Genomic DNA, 15,959 nt, shown 5'->3' on the forward strand with positions numbered 1-15,959 from the left:
CTTGCGTGGTCGCGTTCAGCTTCTTCTTTGGTCCCGGGATGCCAAGTCGACGCTCTTACTGGTCGGTTGCTCCGGTGACCACACGTACGGCGTGGTCGTGGTGATCGCCCGGAACCCCAGCCGGCGCAGGATCGGTGCGCTGTCGTCCGTGGCGTCCACCTGCAGATACGGCACTCCGCGGGCGGCGGCGAGAGCGGCTCGGGTGGCGACGAGGGCGCGGTAGATGCCCTTGCCGCGCCACTCGGCGCGTGTCGAGCCGCCCATCATGTTGGCGAACTCCGTACCCGGCCGGAAGGCGAGCCAGGCCGCGGAGACCATCTCGCCCTCCGCCTCCACGGCGTAGACGGCCATGTCGTCCGGAGCGGCGGCGATCCGGCCGAGCAGGTCGGTGGCCAGCCAGTTCAGGTCCATGTCCCAGATGGCCGACTGCAGCGCGCCGAGCCGCCGCAGGTCCGCCACGGCGGTGACCCGGCGGATCGTGACCCCCTCCGGCAGCACCGGCTCCCGTACGGCCATCTCCTCGGCCAGCCCGATCAGCACGGTCTCCGGTTCCTCGGGCACGAACCCCGCCGCGCGCAGCCGGTCGGTGAGGTCGGCGGGCACGTCATGGGAGCGGGTCTTCCACTCCACGCTCTCCCCGCGCGCCGCGAAGAAGTCCCGCTGCCGGACGATCAGTTCGTCCAGTTCCTGTCCCTGTACGCCCAGGTCGTGCGGCCCGCTCACGAACCCCCGGAACTGCCCGACGATCCGTAGCAGCGGCCCGTCCTTCTCGTACGTCACTCCGGCGGGCGGGATGGGTGGGGTGCCGCGCATCTGGTTGTCGTAGGCGGCGAGGAGGGTCTGGGGCTCGGATTCCGGTTCTGTCACGGGGTGACGGTACGGGGGGTGGTGGTCTTGATGTGGCGTAGGAGGGCGGTGAGTTGGGGGTGGCGGGTGTGGAGCACGGTGGTGGGGGTGTCGCTCTCGCGGAGGGCGAGAGTGGTGTCCGTTGCCGCGAGTTCGAGGCAGTTGTTGTCCGCCGAGCCGGAGTAGGACGACTTCTGCCAGGTGGTCTCGGGCATGTCCCCAACTTTCAGGTGCCTCATGGGGAGACGGTACGGGCGGTGGTGGTCCTGATGTGCCGTAGGAGGGCGGCGAGTTGAGGGCGATCGGTGTGGAGCAGGACGGTGGGAGCGTCGCTTTCGCGGAGGGCGAGGGTGAGTGGAGTGGCGCCGATTTCAACGCAGTTCGTCTCTCCCGAGCCGGAGTAGGACGACTTCTGCCAGGCGATCTCGGACATGTCCCCAACTTTCAAGTGCTGTCCGCAAGGGTGCGGATGAACTCCCGTGACTCCTTCACGGGGAGCGCGGCCTTGGTGATGCGCTCCATCAGTGCACGGTAGTTCGACAGTTGGGTCTGCGCATCAAGGAATTCAGTCGTGGTCGCCCTGTCGAGCTGAACGGTGTCGAGCTGCGGTACCGCGCCGGAGGCGTACGTCACGGTGAGCCCGGGGACGGGGAAGCCGCCCGCACTGAACGGGATCACCCGCAGGGTGACGTTCCGGCGTCGTGAGGCGTCGACCAGCTCGTGCAGCTGGCCCCGCATGATCTCCCGGCCGCCGAACTGGAGCCGTAGCGCTGCCTCGTGGATCACGAAGGTGCAGGTGGGCGGATCGTCCCGATCGAGGATGTCGCGGCGCCGCATGCGGTACGAGAGCCATCGCCGGAGTTCCGGCATGGGCCAGGCCGGAACGGTTTCGGACAACACGGCACGCGCGTACTGCTCGGTCTGCAGCAGGCCCGGCACGTGCATGGCGACGAAGACTCGCAGACTCGTGGAGTGGTATTCGAGTTCGGCAAGGTCGAGACCGCTCGCCGTGATGGACCCTCGATATCCCTCCCACCACCCGCGCGTACGGTCCCCGGCCATCGCGCCAAGGGCGTCCACGTAGCCGGTGTCCGGGCAGTCGTAGAGGGCGGCCAGCGTGCGCACGCGCTCCGCGCTCACTCCGAAGCGGGCCAGCTCCATGTTGGTGACGTGGGAGCGGTTCGTGCCGAGTCGGTCGGCCGCCTCCTGGATGGTCAGCCCGCAGTTCTCGCGCATGCGCCGCAGCTCGGTGCCCAGCCGCCGTTGGCGCTCGGTGATGAAGGTCCGTGAAGCCATGGCCCTTTCCTACCGGTCGCCGGACGACGTGTCATCACTCGTTCGGGTTATTCGGCTGCCAATCTGTGCCATTCGGTGGCACTAGTTAGGCGCGTCAGCCTACGGTGAGCATCGAATCAACTCCACCTCGTCATAGGAGAGTTGCCATGGACGAACGCCTGCCCGAACCCCCCTCCGAGTGGCGCTACACCCTCCGCGTCCCCCACGACCCCCTCGCCCCCGCCATCGCCCGCGACACCGTCCGCTCCGTCCTCGCCCGCCACGCCCTCCCCGAACTCGCCGACACCGCCGTCCTGTTGACCTCCGAACTCCTCACCAACGCCTGGTGTCACGCACCCGGCCCCGCCTCCCTGAGCCTCAAGTGGGCGGACAAGCGGCTGCGGGCCAGCGTGTGGGACATGGGCTTCCTGCTGTCGTATCCGACGGGCTGCCCGGAGCCGTATGCCGAAGGCGGTCGCGGGCTTGCCCTCGTGGAACTGTGCGCCGACGCCTGGGGGAGCTTCGTGATGGGGCCCGCCCAGGGCAAGGTCGTGTGGTTCGAGTTGCTGCGGGACTCGCTGCGCCCCGTGACGGCGTGACGGCGATCGTGCCCCCGGATGCAAGGGAACCCCGCCCCACCCTCCCCAAGTGCAGGGAAGACCCTGCCGTGAATCCGCGTTGACCTGGGGCGAGGCAGTCGTCAGACGTCTGATCGCTCACGGCGAACACGGGGTGGGGAACAATCGGAGACGCCCAAGCATTGAGTCGGCATAGCTCAACTTGACTGCCTAAGGGGAGATCATGGCTTCGACGTCCACACCGCTCACCCTGCCCGTGCTGCCGCTCGACGACGAGGTCGTGCTGCCCGGAATGGTGGTTCCGCTGGACCTGAACGACACCGATGTACGCGCCGCCGTGGAGGCCGCTCAGGCCGCCGCGCGGTCCGAGTCCGGAAAGCCCAAGGTCCTGCTGGTGCCACGGATCGACGGGACCTACGCGAGCACGGGTGTGCTCGGCACCATCGAGCAGGTCGGCCGGCTGGCCGACGGCGACCCGGGTGCGCTGATCCGCGGCCGTAGCCGCGTGAAGATCGGGGCCGGGACCACCGGGCCCGGTGCCGCGCTCTGGGTCGAGGGCACCGCGCTCGACGAGAGCCTGCCCGAACCCTTGCCCGGCTCCGTTTCCGAGCTGGTGAAGGAATACAAGGCGCTGGCCACCGCATGGCTGCGCAAGCGCGGGGCCTGGCAGGTCGTCGACCGCGTGCAGGCCATTGACGACGTGTCCACGCTTGCCGATAACTCTGGCTACTCGCCTTTCCTCACCACCGAGCAGAAGATCGAGCTGCTGGAGACCGCCGACCCGGTGGCCCGGCTGAAGCTCGCCACCCAGCACCTGCGCGACCACCTCGCCGAGCAGGACGTCGCCGAGACCATCGCCAAGGACGTGCAGGAAGGCGTCGACAAGCAGCAGCGTGAGTTCCTGCTGCGGCGCCAGCTCGAAGCCGTCCGCAAGGAACTGCGCGAGCTGAACGGGGACACGAGCGACGGCGAGGAGTCCGACGACTACCGGGCCCGTGTCGAGGCCGCCGATCTTCCCGAGAAGGTCCGTGAGGCCGCGCTCAAGGAGGTCGAGAAGCTGGAGCGGTCCTCCGACCAGTCGCCCGAGGGGTCGTGGATCCGTACCTGGCTGGACACCGTTCTTGAACTGCCTTGGAACGAAAGGACCCAGGACGAGTACGACATCCAGGGCGCCAAGGCGATCCTCGACGCCGAGCACGCCGGTCTGAACGACGTGAAGGAGCGCATCACCGAGTACCTGGCCGTGCGCAAGCGGCGCGCGGAGCGGGGGCTGGGTGTTGTCGGGGGCCGGCGCGGCGGTGCAGTGCTCGCGCTCGTCGGTCCGCCCGGTGTCGGCAAGACCTCGCTCGGTGAGTCCGTCGCGCACGCGATGGGGCGGAAGTTCGTCCGGGTCGCGCTGGGCGGGGTCCGGGACGAGGCCGAGATCCGCGGTCACCGGCGTACGTACGTCGGTGCGCTCCCGGGTCGTATCGTCCGGGCCATCAAGGAGGCCGGGTCCATGAACCCGGTGGTCCTGCTCGACGAGATCGACAAGGTGGGGTCCGACTACCGGGGGGACCCGGCGGCCGCTCTGCTCGAAGTGCTCGACCCCGCGCAGAACCACACCTTCCGCGACCACTACCTGGAGGTCGAACTCGACCTGAGCGACGTGGTGTTCCTGGCGACGGCCAACGTGCTCGAAGCCATCCCGGAGGCGCTGCTCGACCGTATGGAACTGGTGCGGCTGGACGGTTACACCGAGGACGAGAAGGTCGTCATCGCCCGTGACCACCTGCTCCCGCGTCAGCTGGAGCGGGCGGGGCTCAAGGACGACGAGGTCGTCATCGACGAGAGCGCGCTGCGCAAGCTCGCCGGTGAGTACACCCGTGAGGCGGGCGTCCGCACCCTGGAGCGGTCCGTCGCCCGGCTGCTGCGCAAGATCGCGGCCCAGCACGAACTGGGGCAGCGGGAGCTGCCGTTCACGGTGACCGACGCCGACCTGCGCGCCCTGATCGGACGGCCGCACCACGTGCCCGAGTCCGCCCAGGACCCGGCCGAGCGCCGCACGGCCGTACCCGGTGTCGCCACCGGACTCGCGGTCACCGGCGCGGGCGGTGACGTCCTCTACGTCGAGGCGTCGCTGGCCGACCCGGAGACGGGCGCGGCGGGTCTGACCCTGACCGGTCAGCTCGGTGACGTGATGAAGGAGAGCGCGCAGATCGCCCTGTCCTTCCTCCGCTCGCACGGCGCCGAACTGGAGCTGCCGGTGGGCGACTTGAAGGACCGGGGCGTGCACATCCACTTCCCGGCGGGTTCGGTGCCGAAGGACGGCCCGAGCGCGGGTGTCACGATGACGACGGCCCTGGCGTCGCTGCTCAGCGGCCGCCTGGTCCGCACGGACGTGGCGATGACGGGTGAGGTCTCCCTGACCGGTCGGGTCCTCCCGATCGGCGGCGTGAAGCAGAAACTGCTCGCCGCGCACCAGGCCGGGGTCACCACCGTGATCATCCCGAAGCGCAACGAGCCCGACCTGGACGACGTCCCGGCCGAGGTCCTGGACAAGCTCGACGTCCACGCGGTGACGGACGTCCGCCAGGTCCTGGAGCTGGCACTGGCGCCGGCCACGAACGGCGCGACGTCGGAGGTTCCGGTGGCGGCGTGACGGACGTCCACCGGTAGGTGAAGGCCCGGGTCCCTTTCGCGAGGGGCCCGGGCCTTCGCCGTAGTACGGATGGCTCGTCAGCCGTTGGCGAGGGCGACCACGCGGTCCAGCGCGCCGTTGAACTTGTCGTGGTCCCCGACCGTCGTCCCGGACGACGTGTACTGCCACATCGTGTAGAACGACCACCCGCCCGGCAGTGTCCCCGGGTCCGAGGCGTAGCGCGCGATCCACAGCGGGTCGGCGGACGCGAAGGCGCCGGAGTCGCCCGTGCAGTCGGACCACCAGCTCGTCGCCGTGTAGATCACCGCGTCACGGCCGGTGCGGGACCTGTACGTGGACAGGAAGTCGGCGATCCAACTGACCATCGCCGCGGCCGACTTGCCGTAGCAGGACGCGCCGTACGGGTTCCACTCGATGTCGAGGACGCCGGGGAGGGTGCGGCCGTCCTTGGACCAGCCGCCGCCGTGGTCGACGAAGTAGTTGGCCTGGGTGGCGCCGCTCGTCGTGTCCGGGGTCGCGAAGTGGTACGCGCCGCGGATCATGCCGACGCCGTAGGCGCCGTTGTACTGCTGGGCGAAGTACGGGTTCGTGTAGTACGTCCCCTCGGTCGCCTTCGTATAGGCCCACTTGACCCCGCTGCTCCACAGGGTCGACCAGGCGACGTTGCCCTGGTAGGCGCTGACGTCGACGCCCTCCGTCTGGGTGGCGTCACCGCTGGTGGGCGTGCCGTCCTGGCCGTCGTGCGCCAGGACGCCGATGCCGAGGTAGGCGGAGCCGCGGGCGGGGACCGTGGCGGCGCCGGCCGGGTGCGTGAGGCCCGCCAGCAGGAGTCCGGAGAGGGCGAGGGTGAGGGAGAGGTGCCGCAGGCGTGGGGTTCGGGGTCTGTACACAGGCCTGGGTGTGGGCGTGGGCATGGCGTGCCTCCGAGGGCGCGGTCGAGCGCGGTGGGGGAGTGGGGAGGGGTGTTGATGTTGGCGTGGCCATGCCAGTCATTGCCTGGTAAGGAAGCTACGCACCGAGAAGACCGCGTGGGAAGGGGGTCCGGACGACGCCGTTGGTCTAGCCCTGCGAAATACTGGCGGAGCTGCGGCGATGACGGTGTTTGGCGGAAACTTTCACGATCGGGAAAGCGGACCAATGGGTGCTGACGTGCACAAGGGCGAGGACAGGAACGGCGGCGGGCTTCCCGTGGACGGCGGCGGCCTCTCCGGAGACGGCGGCGCGCTGCCCGTGGGCCCCGACGGACTCGCCGTCGACCACGAATACCTGTCCCTGGAGCGCGAGTTGACGTTCCTCTTCCGCCGGGCCCGGGCCAACCAGGGCGAGATGGCCCGCGAGGTCCACCCCGACCTGGAGTCCGCCGCGTACGGCCTGCTGGTCCGGCTCGACGAGTACGGCAGGCAGCGCGCCACGGAACTGGCCGCCTACATCGGCGTAGGCAAGGCCACGATGTCCCGCCAGCTGCGCGCCCTGGAGGACCTCGGGCTGATCGCCCGCGAGCCCGACCCGGCGGACGGTCGCGCCTGGCTGGTCGACCTCACCGGCGAGGGCCGCCGCCGGGTCGCCCACGTCCGCGAGGCCCGGCGGGCGCGCTACGTCAGCCAGCTCTCCCACTGGGACCGCCGCGAGGTCGCCGAACTGGCCCGCCTGATCCACCAGTTGAACGGCGTCATGGAGAAGTGACCCCGAACGGAGGGGTGACACCGAAGGGGGAAGCCACGCCGACGTAGGGCCGGTCACAGCTCGGCGTACACGACCGTCGCGTCGTCGTGCGTCTTGCTCCGGCGCAGATACGTCCGCTCCTCCGCGTCGGCCCGCTCCAGCGCCCGGACCCGGGACACCAGCTCCGGTGCCCCCTCCTTCCGTACGAGGGCGAAGCAGTCCGCCCAGTCCCCCTGGTCGAACTTCTCCACCCACCGCGTCGCCCCGTCCGTCAGGGCGACGAGGGTGCGGACGTCGGCGCGGGGGAGCGAGCCCGTCACCGCCCGGGCCGCGACCGACGGATCGGCTGCCGCCGTGAAGAAGCCGCCCTCCTTGTTACGGAGCGTGGTGTCGATCATGGCGTCCGTCGCGAGAGCGGAGCGGGGGAGACGGGAGAGGCGGTCGTCCAGTACGACGGTCACCTCGCCGGACGGGGATTCGGCCAGCAGCGCCGAGTCCGAGAGGACCAGGTATTCGACCTCCTGGGGGGACCAGCGGGCCAGCACCACGGTTGCCTGTGGGGTGCGTGGGTGAGAAAGGTCACAGGTGGTGGCGTGGGCCTCAGCTGTTCGGAGGATCGCCCGGGAGAGAATCTCCGCCAGGGTCAGATCCCGGTAGGAAACGGTCAGTTCGGTCAGCGCGCCGCCCAGGCGCGCGGTGTACCAGGGGACCGAATGCAGACAGCCCGTCTCCCCTCTCGGGGGTGTCACACCGTCCAGGACGATCAGCGAACCGCCCTGTCCCGAGGCCGGAAGGCCGACGCTCGCGAAGTCCTCGTTGGGGCGGTCCGGGTCGCCGGGTTCCGACACAAGTTCCGTACGCATACGGCCAGTCTGCACGACCTCTTCACAGGCTCCGCGAAAGCTTGGCACTCATGGTCGAATAGGCGCAGTCGTGCAGGTCAGACGCCTGGTTTGGGCTGTAATGGATCACTCCGGGAATGCGTGGCGGCGAATCCTGCCAAAGCCCGCCGCTCACGTCCAACCGGCGCACGCCGCGAGGGCTTTGGGGCGGCCGCCGGAACTTGCCCGCCAACTCCCCTCCGGGGTTCACTCCTTCGGGTGGCGGGCCGGACGATGCGCGGCCACTGCCTACCGGCACTGGGAGGGTCGCCGTACCGGGATGACGGAGCGTCACCCGGGCCCATGGGTCTCACGAGTCAGGAATGCGAGCACCGGTGCAGAAAAAGCGGCCGCGGCGCACAGGCAAGCAGACGGCCCCTCAGGGGGGCGCCACCGGTGCCGCCACGCCCGACCCCGCGGGCAGGGGGCGCCGTACCCACGTCCGCAACCGGCTGATCATCGCGGTGGCCGTCGTGGCCGCCGCCATCGCCGCGGCCGGTGTTCCCTCCCTCGTCACCGCCTCGGGCCAACTGAGCGACTCCCAGGACCTGGTGACGCTCGCCGGGCAGACCCGGGACGCCCTGTCGCTGGCCCACTCGCTCGCCGACGAGCGGGACGCGGTCACCTCGTACATCGCCGCCGGGCGCCCCAAGTCCCAGGCCCCCGACGAGGACCGCAGCGCCCGCGTCGACCGCCAGGTCGAGGAACTCCGCGCCGACACCGACATCTCCGCCGCGCTCCGCTCGGACCTCGACGACGTCGCCGCCGTACGACGGGCCGCGCTCACCGGGAAGAGCAGCGCGCTGGAGACGCATGTCGCGTACTCCGGCGCCATCACCGAACTGCACCGGCTGGCCGAGCAGTTGGCGGAGAAGATGCCGCCGCGGGCCGGTTCCGGCGCCTACGCGCTCGCCGAACTCGACGCAGCCGTCCAACAGGCCGCCGCCGCCAGGGGACTGCTCCTCGCCGCCCTGAACGTGCCGACGACCACCGAGACGGTCATCAGCCCCATCACCGGTCTCTCCGTCACCGAGACCACCTCCACGAAGGCCCAGGCCAAGGAGCGCGACGCCCTCAGCGCCGCCGCCCAGCAGGCCCGGCTGCGCTCCGACGCCGCCCTCGCCGACTTCCGCGAGGGCGCGACGAAGGACGCCGTCGCGGGCTACGACTCCGTGGTCACCGGGTCCGACGTCAACTCCGCCGAGAAGTACCTCGCCTCCCTCACCGCCCAGCCCACCCTGTCCGACGGCCAGTTGGACACCAGCACGAAGAAGCTCGACGCGGCGCTCTCCGCCCGCGTCGAGCTGATGCGCGGCGAGGAGTCCGCGCTCTACGTCGACGGCGCCAAGGACCTCGCCCAGCTCCGCGACGACGACGTCAAGGCGCTGGAACTCCGCGTCGCGATCCTCGGCGCCCTCATGCTGCTCGCCGTGGGCATCGCCACCGCCATGGCCCGCACCCTCACCCGCCCGCTGTCGGTGCTGCGCCGCGGCTCGGCACGCCTGGCCGAGGCCGAGGACCCGACCACCGAGGAGTCCATCAAGTTCACCGGCCGCAACGACGAGTTCGCCCAGGTCGTCCGCTCGGTCAACTCCCTGCACGCGCACGCCGCCGCCCTCCACGAGCGCATCGCCACCCTGGAGGCCGACCGCAAGCACCTCGTCGGCCAGCGCCAGAAGATGGCCGACGCCCGCGAGGAACTCCGCGCCGAAGCCACCGACTCGGCAGGCCAGCTGGAGCGGCTGCGCACCAGCATCGGCGGCACCTTCGTCAACCTCGCGCTGCGCACCCTGGGCCTGGTCGAGCGCCAACTCGCCGTCATCGAGGGTCTGGAGGAGCGCGAGCAGGACCCCGACCGCCTCTCCACCCTCTTCAAGCTCGACCACTTCGCCACGGTCATGCGCCGCCACAGCGAGAACCTCCTCGTCCTCGCCGGCACCGAACACGTCCAACAGCACGCCGGACCCGTCCCGTTGGTCGACGTGGTCCGCGCGGCGGTCAGCGAGATCGAACGCTACGAACGCGTCCGCATCTCGGCACTCCCCCCGCACGCCCACGTGGCGGGCTTCGCGGCGGACGACCTGAGCCACCTGCTGGCCGAACTGATGGAGAACGCGAGCTCGTTCTCCCCGCCGGACGCCCCCGTCGAGATCTCCGGCTGGCTCCTGGAGAACGGCGAGGTCATGCTCTCCGTCCAGGACGAGGGCATCGGCATGACCATCAGCCGCTTGACCGGCCTCAACACCCGCCTCGCCGAGTTCGACCCGGAGTCCCCCTACGACCAGGAGGGCGAGGAGGGCCTGGGCCTCGGCCTGTACGTCGTGGCCCGCCTGGCCCACCGCCACGGCGTCCGAGTCCAGCTCCGCGACCAGAAACAGGGCGGCATCGCGGCGGTGGTGGTCCTCCCGAGCCCGTTGCTGGCGTCGGCCCCCACCTCAGCGGTCCCGTCCGCCACCCCGCTGACCGGCGACACCCACTCCTACTCCCTCCCCGGCGCCTCCGCGGAGGCCAACTCCAACGTCCTGCACGGCCGTTCGGACCACACGGACCCCCTGGTGGCCCTCGCGGAGCAGGCGGTACGGGAGACCCCGGCGGAAACGCCGGCGGAGGCTCCGGCGGGACATCCGGTGGAGATCCCGGCGGAGTCTCCCGCGGAGATGACGATGGAACTCCTGCTGCCGCTGACGCCGGAGGACCGAGCCGATGGCGAAGCCGAAGCCGTGGAACACGAACGAGCGGCAGACGAGGACCCCGTCACCGACAAGGGCCTCCCCAAACGCACCCCCAAGATCACCCAACCCGCCCAGGCCCCGCGCCAGCGGACCGGCACGGTCGACGCCGACGCCCTGCGCCGCAGACTCGGTGGCTTCCGCGCGGGAGCCTCCGCCGGCTACCGCGACGTAGAAGCGGAGATCGCCGAGAAGACCGGCCAGAACCCGGTCCCGGCCCCGCGCAGCGCAACCGCACGATCCGAAGAACCCACGGGGGGCACCGTCGAGGAGGCAAGCAGTTGACCGCGCCCAGTACCTTCGGACTGAGCAGTGAAGCCCGCAACCTGCACTGGCTGCTGAGCAACCTCGTCGAGGAGGTGCCCGGCATCCAGTCGGTCGCGGTCGTCTCCTCCGACGGCCTGCTGCTCCTCTCCTCCGATCCGGGGAGGAACGCCCAGGCCAAGGAAGCTCTCGAAGCCAAGCGCACCGGACCGCGAGGCTCCGCCGCAGACCTCGCCACCATCGTCTCCGGCATCGGCAGCCTCACCATCGGCGCCGCGAAACTGCTGGACTCAGGACCGGTGAAGCACACCATGGTCGCGATGGAGGAGGGCAGCCTCTTCGTGATGTCGATCAGCGACGGTTCGCTGCTCGGCGTGCACGGCTCCGCGGACTGCGACATGAGCGTCGTGGCGTACCACATGGCACTCTTCGTCGGCCGCGCCGGGCACGTCCTGACGCCCGAACTCCGCAGCGAGCTACGGAAATCCCTCGAAGACGCGACCTCGGGGAGTGCTCGATGAGCCGTACGCCCAACAGGCTCCCGGTGCGCGGCGGCGACCGCAAACCCGCCCGGGTACGCCCCTACTCGCTCACCGGCGGCCGTACCCGGTTCGGCCATGTCCTCCTCGTGGAGACCTTCGTGGCGGCGCTCGAAGCCCCGGAGGAGCGCAAGGAGCTGACGAACGGTTCCCTCAACACCCGGGTCATGCCGGAGATGCGGGCCATCGTCGAACTCTGCCGCCGTATGCGCACGGTGGCCGAGATCGCCGCGCTGCTGAAGATGCCGCTCGGTGTGGTCCGCGTGCTCCTGAGCGATCTCGCGGACCAGGGAAAGATCCGTGTGTACGGAACCGGAACCGCTCACGGTACGGGCCGTCCTGACCGCGCTCTGCTGGAAAAGGTGCTGAGTGGACTCCGTCGTCTCTGACGCCGCCGCCTACGGCGTCGCCCCGCTCCTCAACGACGAGAAGCAACTCCTCGATGGCGAGGAGCAGTTGCGGCCCTGGCAGCAGGACCGCACGCGCGCGCCCGTCGCCACGAAGATCGTGGTGGCCGGCGGCTTCGGCGTCGGCAAGACCACCATGGTCGGCGCCGTCTCCGAGATCCAGCCCCTCCAGACGGAGGCGCTGATGACCGAGGCCAGCGAGGAGACCGACGACCTCACGGCCACCCCCGGCAAGATGACGACCACGGTCGCCATGGACTACGGCCGTCTCACGCTCGACGACGACCTGGTGCTCTACCTGTTCGGTACGCCGGGACAGCAGCGGTTCTGGTTCATGTGGGACGACCTGGTGCGCGGCGCGATAGGCGCCGTCGTGCTGGCCGACACCCGCCGTCTCAAGGACTGTTTCCCCGCGCTGGACTACTTCGAGAGCTGCGGGCTGCCGTACATCGTCGCGGTCAACCACTTCGTCGGCAGCGAGCGGTTCGAACCGGAGGACGTGCGGGAGGCGTTGACGGTCCCCGCGCACGTACCTGTCATGATCATGGATGCGCGGCGGCGGATTTCGGCCATCGAGACCCTGCTCGCGCTCGTCGGCCACGCGCTGGACGTCACCCCCGAGTAGTCGCGACCAAGGAGCCACCACCCGTATGCGGAAGATACTCGTCGTCGGAGCCGGCCAGTCCGGGCTCCAACTCGCCCTCGGACTCCAGTCGCACGGGTACGAGGTCACCCTGATGTCCAACCGGACGGCGGACGAGATCCGCTCCGGGCGGGTCATGTCGACGCAGTGCATGTTCACCACGGCACTGCGGTACGAGCGCGATCTCCAGCTGAACTTCTGGGAGTCCCAGGCCCCGAAGATCGAAGGACTCGGCGTCTCGGTCGCCGCCCCTGGCTCGCACGACCCGGGGCCGACACAGCGCGCGATCGACTGGGTGGGCAAGCTCGACGGGTACGCGCAGTCGGTCGACCAGCGGGTCAAGATGGCCGGCTGGATGGAGACGTTCGCCCAGCGCGGCGGCCAACTGGTCATCCACGGCGCGGCAGTCGGCGACCTCGACTACTTCTCCCGTACGTACGACCTCGTGCTGGTGTCGGCGGGCAAGGGCGAGCTGGTGTCGATGTTTGCCCGCGACCCGGAGCGTTCCCCGTACACAGAGCCGCAGCGCGCCCTCGCGGTGTCGTACGTCCATGGTCTCGGCCCGCGCCCGGAGCACCCGGAGTTCGACGCGGTCCGCTGCAACCTGGTGCCCGGCGTCGGCGAGTTGTTCGTCATGCCGACGCTGACCACGTCCGGGCGGGCGGACATCCTGTTCTGGGAGGGCATACCCGGCGGGCCGTTGGACGTCTTCAACGGCATCAAGGACCCGGCACGGCACCTCTCCCTGACCCTGGAACTCATGGAGAAGTTCACGCCGTGGGAGTACGAGCGGGCGCGGGGCGTCGAACTCACGGACGCGGGCGGGACGTTGGCCGGACGTTATGCCCCCACCGTCCGTAACCCCGTGGGCCAACTGCCCGGCGGTGGGCTGGTGTTGGGCGTGGCGGACGTCGTCGTAGCGAACGACCCGATCACCGGGCAGGGGTCCAACTCCGCGTCCAAGTGCGCCGCTTCGTATCTCGCGTCGATTCTTGAGCACGGGGAGAAGGAGTTCGACGGGGACTGGATGACGGCCACGTTCGAGCGGTACTGGCAGACTGCGCAGCACGTCACCAAGTGGACCAACGCGATGCTGTCTCCGCCGCCGGAGCACATTCTCAACCTCATCGGGGCGGCTGGGCAGTTGCAGCCGGTGGCGGACCGTTTTGCCAACGCGTTCGACGATCCGGCCGACTTCGAGAACTTCTTCTACGAGCCGGAGAAGACCGGGGCGTACCTGGCTTCTGTTGCCGGGGCCTAATCGCCGTCGGGGTTGTGGGGAGTTGGCGGGTGCGGGTCCGGGCGTACGGCTCCCAGGATCGGGTAGCTCGCGATCGGGGACACCTGGACCTTCTCGCCTGTGCGGGGGGCCTGCACCACCTGGCCCGCGCCCAAGTACAACGCCACGTGCGTCGCCTCGGGGAAGTAGATCACCAGGTCGCCGGGGCGGAGTTCGTCGAGCGGGACTTTCGGCAGCTCGGCCCACTGTTCCTCGCTCGTCCTCGGGATCGGTGTCCCGGCGTGGCCCCACGCCTCGGACGTCAGGCCCGAGCAGTCGTACGTCTTCGGGCCCTCCGCGCCCCACTCGTACGGCTTGCCGATCTGCTGTACGGCGTAGCGGAGGGCACGGTCCCCCTCTCGTGACGGTTCGCGGGTGTCGTCCCCCAGGGCGCCCGAAGTGACCAGTTTCTGCTGGGCCTTGTCGACGTCGGTCTTCTCGAAGGCCGCCAGGGCGGTGAGTTGGTCGGGGGAGAGGGACGTGAGGAGTTTCTCGACGTCGGCGAGGCGCTTGCGGACGTCGTCCTGGTCCTTCTTCTGGCGGGCGGCCAGGGTGAGTTGGGCGTCCAGGGCCCTGCGGGCCGCGCGGGCCAGGCCGTCGCTCTTCTTCTCGCTGCCGACCAGCCGGCCCACCGTCTCGGCGCGCTCCCGCGCCAACTGGCCGATGACATGGCCCTCGTCGAGCGCGTGCTGGGGATCGCGGGCGAGGAGCAGCCGTACGTACGGGGAGATGGCGGTGCTGTTCTGGTACTGCTCGCGGGCCAGCCGGCCCGCGGCACCGCGGCTGTCGTGGAGGGTGAGGCGGGCGCGGGACAGTTCGGAGTCGAGGCGGTCGACCTCGGCGCGCTGCTTCTTCAGCTTCTCCTCGGTGCCGTTGTACGTCTCCGTGGCCTGTTCGGCATCGCGGTACACCGTCTGAAGGTCCGTCAGCAGCGCGGCCACGGGGCGCTGTCCGGGCGCCCGCGGTTCGGGTACGGCCGCGGCGGGCAGCGGTGCGAGGACGGTGCCGGCCGCCACCGCTGCCGTACAGACCAGACGCAGAAGCCTTCCTGACACGTCATCACCTCCGGTGCGCGGCGGGCCTTCCGCCCCGCACCGTGAGCATCAGCCGGGGGCGGCGGGTCCGCGCGCCGGGTGTGCGCGGTTCGGCGTAACCCCGTCACCCGTGGGTGTCGTCCGGCTTGCCGCCCGGCGTGGCGTCTGGCTTGGTCCATGGCCAGCGCAGAGCGCTGCCGCGCTTCCCCTCCGGGTCGAACTCGTACTTCCAGCCCTTGGGGAGGCCGAGCCGTTTGCTGTGGGCGCGGGGGACCCGGCGGTACACGAGGACCGTGGGCGGGCCGCCGGCGTCGTCGGGGACCGGGATGCGGTACGTCTTCGGCGGGGTGCCGGTCGGGCCGAGCAGCACGGGCAGGGAACGCCCGTCCATCGGGCCGCCCTCGAACGGGGTCTCTTCGCTCTTCACGGGACCAGTCTCAGCCATCCGCCGCGAGGCCCTGGACCAGCGCGGCCGTCTGCGGATCCCGCCGCGCCGTCACCGACAGCACCGCCCCGAACTGCTCGACCAGCCAGTCCCGCAACTCGTCCAGGGGCGGCTGCTTGTCCTCGTCGAGCCAGATGAGAGACGCGGCTTCTACGGCCGTGATCCACATCCGTACGGTCATGCGGAGGCGGGGTCCGGGGTCGGTGACCCCGAGATGGCTGAGGATGTGCAGGGCCGCCGCCCGGCGGACGCCGTCCACGATGGCCGTCGTACGGGACGTTTCCACGACGCTGCCGCCCTGGAGCAGGGCGCTGAAACCGGCGTCGTGCTGGTCGACGAAGCCGAGGTAACGGTCCAGGGCGCGGGCGAGGCGGGGGAGGAGCGGGCCCTCGCGGGGTTCGTCGAAGCACTGCTGGAGTTCGTCGGCGGCGGACCTGAGGGCAGCTTCGTAGAGCTGCTGCTTGCCGCCCGGGAAGTACCGGTACACCAGGGGGCGTGAGACCCCGGCCGCCTCCGCCACGTCGTCCAGGGAGATCTCTTCGGGGGCACGGTGCGCGAAGAGGCTGAGGGCGGCGTCGAGAAGCTGGCTGCGCCGCTCCTCGACGTTCAGGCGACGGTAGGCGGGGGTGGAGGCGGCGGGGGGCATGGGTGCAGGGTAGTCGGGCGGGTGCGGGTTGCGTTGTGGCTGGTCGCGCCCCTTGGCAGCAGGCCGGCTGCAACGGGCCGTCTTTCAGGG

At 70.2% G+C, this 15,959-nt stretch carries 17 protein-coding genes; 8 read left to right on the forward strand and 9 right to left on the reverse strand.

Annotated features, from left to right (window positions below):
• Nucleotides 1-15 precede the first annotated feature (15 nt).
• Genes OG496_RS37220 through OG496_RS37235 form a run of 4 tightly spaced genes read right to left on the reverse strand, consistent with a single transcriptional unit; the run spans nucleotide 16 to nucleotide 2,142 of the window.
• On the reverse strand, nucleotides 16-813 hold the full coding sequence (locus tag OG496_RS37220) for a GNAT family N-acetyltransferase (protein ID WP_405976789.1): 798 nt from the start codon (nucleotides 811-813) through the stop codon (nucleotides 16-18).
• Nucleotides 814-863: 50 nt separating this feature from the next.
• Nucleotides 864-1,061: a DUF397 domain-containing protein gene (locus tag OG496_RS37225; protein ID WP_405973986.1), complete on the reverse strand. Its 198-nt coding sequence runs from the start codon at nucleotides 1,059-1,061 to the stop codon at nucleotides 864-866.
• A gap of 20 nt (nucleotides 1,062-1,081) precedes the next feature.
• Complete coding sequence (locus OG496_RS37230; RefSeq protein ID WP_405973987.1) at nucleotides 1,082-1,279, reverse strand: DUF397 domain-containing protein; 198 nt, start codon at nucleotides 1,277-1,279, stop codon at nucleotides 1,082-1,084.
• An 11-nt stretch (nucleotides 1,280-1,290) separates the two neighbouring features.
• On the reverse strand, nucleotides 1,291-2,142 hold the full coding sequence (locus OG496_RS37235; RefSeq protein WP_405973988.1) for a Scr1 family TA system antitoxin-like transcriptional regulator: 852 nt from the start codon (nucleotides 2,140-2,142) through the stop codon (nucleotides 1,291-1,293).
• A gap of 146 nt (nucleotides 2,143-2,288) precedes the next feature.
• Here OG496_RS37235 and OG496_RS37240 point away from each other — a divergent pair, with 146 nt between their 5' ends.
• Together OG496_RS37240 and lon are read left to right on the forward strand one after the other, a co-directional pair.
• Entirely contained in the window at nucleotides 2,289-2,720 is a 432-nt protein-coding gene (locus OG496_RS37240; RefSeq protein ID WP_405973989.1) for an ATP-binding protein, read from the forward strand.
• Nucleotides 2,721-2,922: 202 nt separating this feature from the next.
• Nucleotides 2,923-5,340 (forward strand): endopeptidase La, encoded by a 2,418-nt coding sequence (lon, locus tag OG496_RS37245; RefSeq protein WP_405973990.1) that lies wholly within the window; start codon nucleotides 2,923-2,925, stop codon nucleotides 5,338-5,340.
• A 77-nt stretch (nucleotides 5,341-5,417) separates the two neighbouring features.
• On the opposite strand, the gene OG496_RS37250 is transcribed toward lon, so the two are convergent.
• Nucleotides 5,418-6,254, reverse strand: a complete 837-nt coding sequence (locus tag OG496_RS37250; RefSeq protein WP_405973991.1) for a lysozyme — start codon at nucleotides 6,252-6,254, stop codon at nucleotides 5,418-5,420.
• Nucleotides 6,255-6,477: 223 nt separating this feature from the next.
• On the opposite strand from OG496_RS37250, the gene OG496_RS37255 reads away from it, so the two are divergent.
• Complete coding sequence (locus tag OG496_RS37255; RefSeq protein ID WP_366489845.1) at nucleotides 6,478-7,023, forward strand: MarR family transcriptional regulator; 546 nt, start codon at nucleotides 6,478-6,480, stop codon at nucleotides 7,021-7,023.
• 53 nt (nucleotides 7,024-7,076) lie between these two features.
• On the opposite strand, the gene OG496_RS37260 is transcribed toward OG496_RS37255, so the two are convergent.
• The gene (locus tag OG496_RS37260; RefSeq protein ID WP_405973992.1) at nucleotides 7,077-7,865 is read right to left on the reverse strand and encodes a protein phosphatase 2C domain-containing protein; all 789 of its coding nucleotides are present in this window, start codon (nucleotides 7,863-7,865) and stop codon (nucleotides 7,077-7,079) included.
• Between the two features lie 353 nt (nucleotides 7,866-8,218).
• Between OG496_RS37260 and OG496_RS37265 the strand changes: the two genes are divergently transcribed.
• From OG496_RS37265 to OG496_RS37285, 5 genes are read left to right on the forward strand one after another with little or no spacing between them, the layout of a single operon-like run.
• Complete coding sequence (locus OG496_RS37265) at nucleotides 8,219-10,897, forward strand: nitrate- and nitrite sensing domain-containing protein (RefSeq protein ID WP_405973993.1); 2,679 nt, start codon at nucleotides 8,219-8,221, stop codon at nucleotides 10,895-10,897.
• Complete coding sequence (locus OG496_RS37270) at nucleotides 10,894-11,397, forward strand: roadblock/LC7 domain-containing protein (protein WP_366489849.1); 504 nt, start codon at nucleotides 10,894-10,896, stop codon at nucleotides 11,395-11,397. Before OG496_RS37265 ends, OG496_RS37270 begins: the two co-directional genes overlap by 4 nt.
• Entirely contained in the window at nucleotides 11,394-11,804 is a 411-nt protein-coding gene (locus OG496_RS37275; protein WP_327401342.1) for a DUF742 domain-containing protein, read from the forward strand. Before OG496_RS37270 ends, OG496_RS37275 begins: the two co-directional genes overlap by 4 nt.
• Nucleotides 11,785-12,447, forward strand: a complete 663-nt coding sequence (locus OG496_RS37280) for an ATP/GTP-binding protein (RefSeq protein ID WP_366489851.1) — start codon at nucleotides 11,785-11,787, stop codon at nucleotides 12,445-12,447. Before OG496_RS37275 ends, OG496_RS37280 begins: the two co-directional genes overlap by 20 nt.
• A 25-nt stretch (nucleotides 12,448-12,472) precedes the next feature.
• A complete protein-coding gene (locus OG496_RS37285) occupies nucleotides 12,473-13,726 on the forward strand; it encodes a styrene monooxygenase/indole monooxygenase family protein (RefSeq protein ID WP_405973994.1) in 1,254 nt (417 codons plus the stop codon).
• On the opposite strand, the gene OG496_RS37290 is transcribed toward OG496_RS37285, so the two are convergent.
• The 3 genes from OG496_RS37290 to OG496_RS37300 form a co-directional block, all read right to left on the reverse strand.
• Nucleotides 13,723-14,799: a C40 family peptidase gene (locus OG496_RS37290; protein WP_405973995.1), complete on the reverse strand. Its 1,077-nt coding sequence runs from the start codon at nucleotides 14,797-14,799 to the stop codon at nucleotides 13,723-13,725. The genes OG496_RS37285 and OG496_RS37290 overlap by 4 nt on opposite strands.
• Nucleotides 14,800-14,902: 103 nt before the next feature.
• On the reverse strand, nucleotides 14,903-15,205 hold the full coding sequence (locus OG496_RS37295) for a hypothetical protein (RefSeq protein ID WP_399387200.1): 303 nt from the start codon (nucleotides 15,203-15,205) through the stop codon (nucleotides 14,903-14,905).
• 10 nt (nucleotides 15,206-15,215) lie between these two features.
• Nucleotides 15,216-15,869 carry a TetR/AcrR family transcriptional regulator gene (locus OG496_RS37300; protein WP_399387202.1) on the reverse strand — a complete coding sequence of 218 codons (654 nt, stop codon included), beginning with the start codon at nucleotides 15,867-15,869 and terminating at the stop codon, nucleotides 15,216-15,218.
• Between the last annotated feature and the right edge of the window lie 90 nt (nucleotides 15,870-15,959).

Origin of the sequence: Streptomyces sp. NBC_00988 (assembly GCF_045162645.1) — a bacterium.
Classification (GTDB): domain Bacteria; phylum Actinomycetota; class Actinomycetes; order Streptomycetales; family Streptomycetaceae; genus Streptomyces.

Bases quoted from the DNA above. Each gene is read 5' to 3' on its own strand.
- OG496_RS37220 (WP_405976789.1), bottom strand. From the start codon at position 813: ATGCGCGGCACCCCACCCATCCCGCCCGCCGGAGTGACGTACGAGAAG.
- OG496_RS37225 (WP_405973986.1), bottom strand. From the start codon at position 1,061: ATGCCCGAGACCACCTGGCAGAAGTCGTCCTACTCCGGCTCGGCGGAC.
- OG496_RS37230 (WP_405973987.1), bottom strand. From the start codon at position 1,279: ATGTCCGAGATCGCCTGGCAGAAGTCGTCCTACTCCGGCTCGGGAGAG.
- OG496_RS37235 (WP_405973988.1), bottom strand. From the start codon at position 2,142: ATGGCTTCACGGACCTTCATCACCGAGCGCCAACGGCGGCTGGGCACC.
- OG496_RS37240 (WP_405973989.1), top strand. From the start codon at position 2,289: ATGGACGAACGCCTGCCCGAACCCCCCTCCGAGTGGCGCTACACCCTC.
- lon (WP_405973990.1), top strand. From the start codon at position 2,923: ATGGCTTCGACGTCCACACCGCTCACCCTGCCCGTGCTGCCGCTCGAC.
- OG496_RS37250 (WP_405973991.1), bottom strand. From the start codon at position 6,254: ATGCCCACGCCCACACCCAGGCCTGTGTACAGACCCCGAACCCCACGC.
- OG496_RS37255 (WP_366489845.1), top strand. From the start codon at position 6,478: ATGGGTGCTGACGTGCACAAGGGCGAGGACAGGAACGGCGGCGGGCTT.
- OG496_RS37260 (WP_405973992.1), bottom strand. From the start codon at position 7,865: ATGCGTACGGAACTTGTGTCGGAACCCGGCGACCCGGACCGCCCCAAC.
- OG496_RS37275 (WP_327401342.1), top strand. From the start codon at position 11,394: ATGAGCCGTACGCCCAACAGGCTCCCGGTGCGCGGCGGCGACCGCAAA.
- OG496_RS37285 (WP_405973994.1), top strand. From the start codon at position 12,473: ATGCGGAAGATACTCGTCGTCGGAGCCGGCCAGTCCGGGCTCCAACTC.
- OG496_RS37300 (WP_399387202.1), bottom strand. From the start codon at position 15,869: ATGCCCCCCGCCGCCTCCACCCCCGCCTACCGTCGCCTGAACGTCGAG.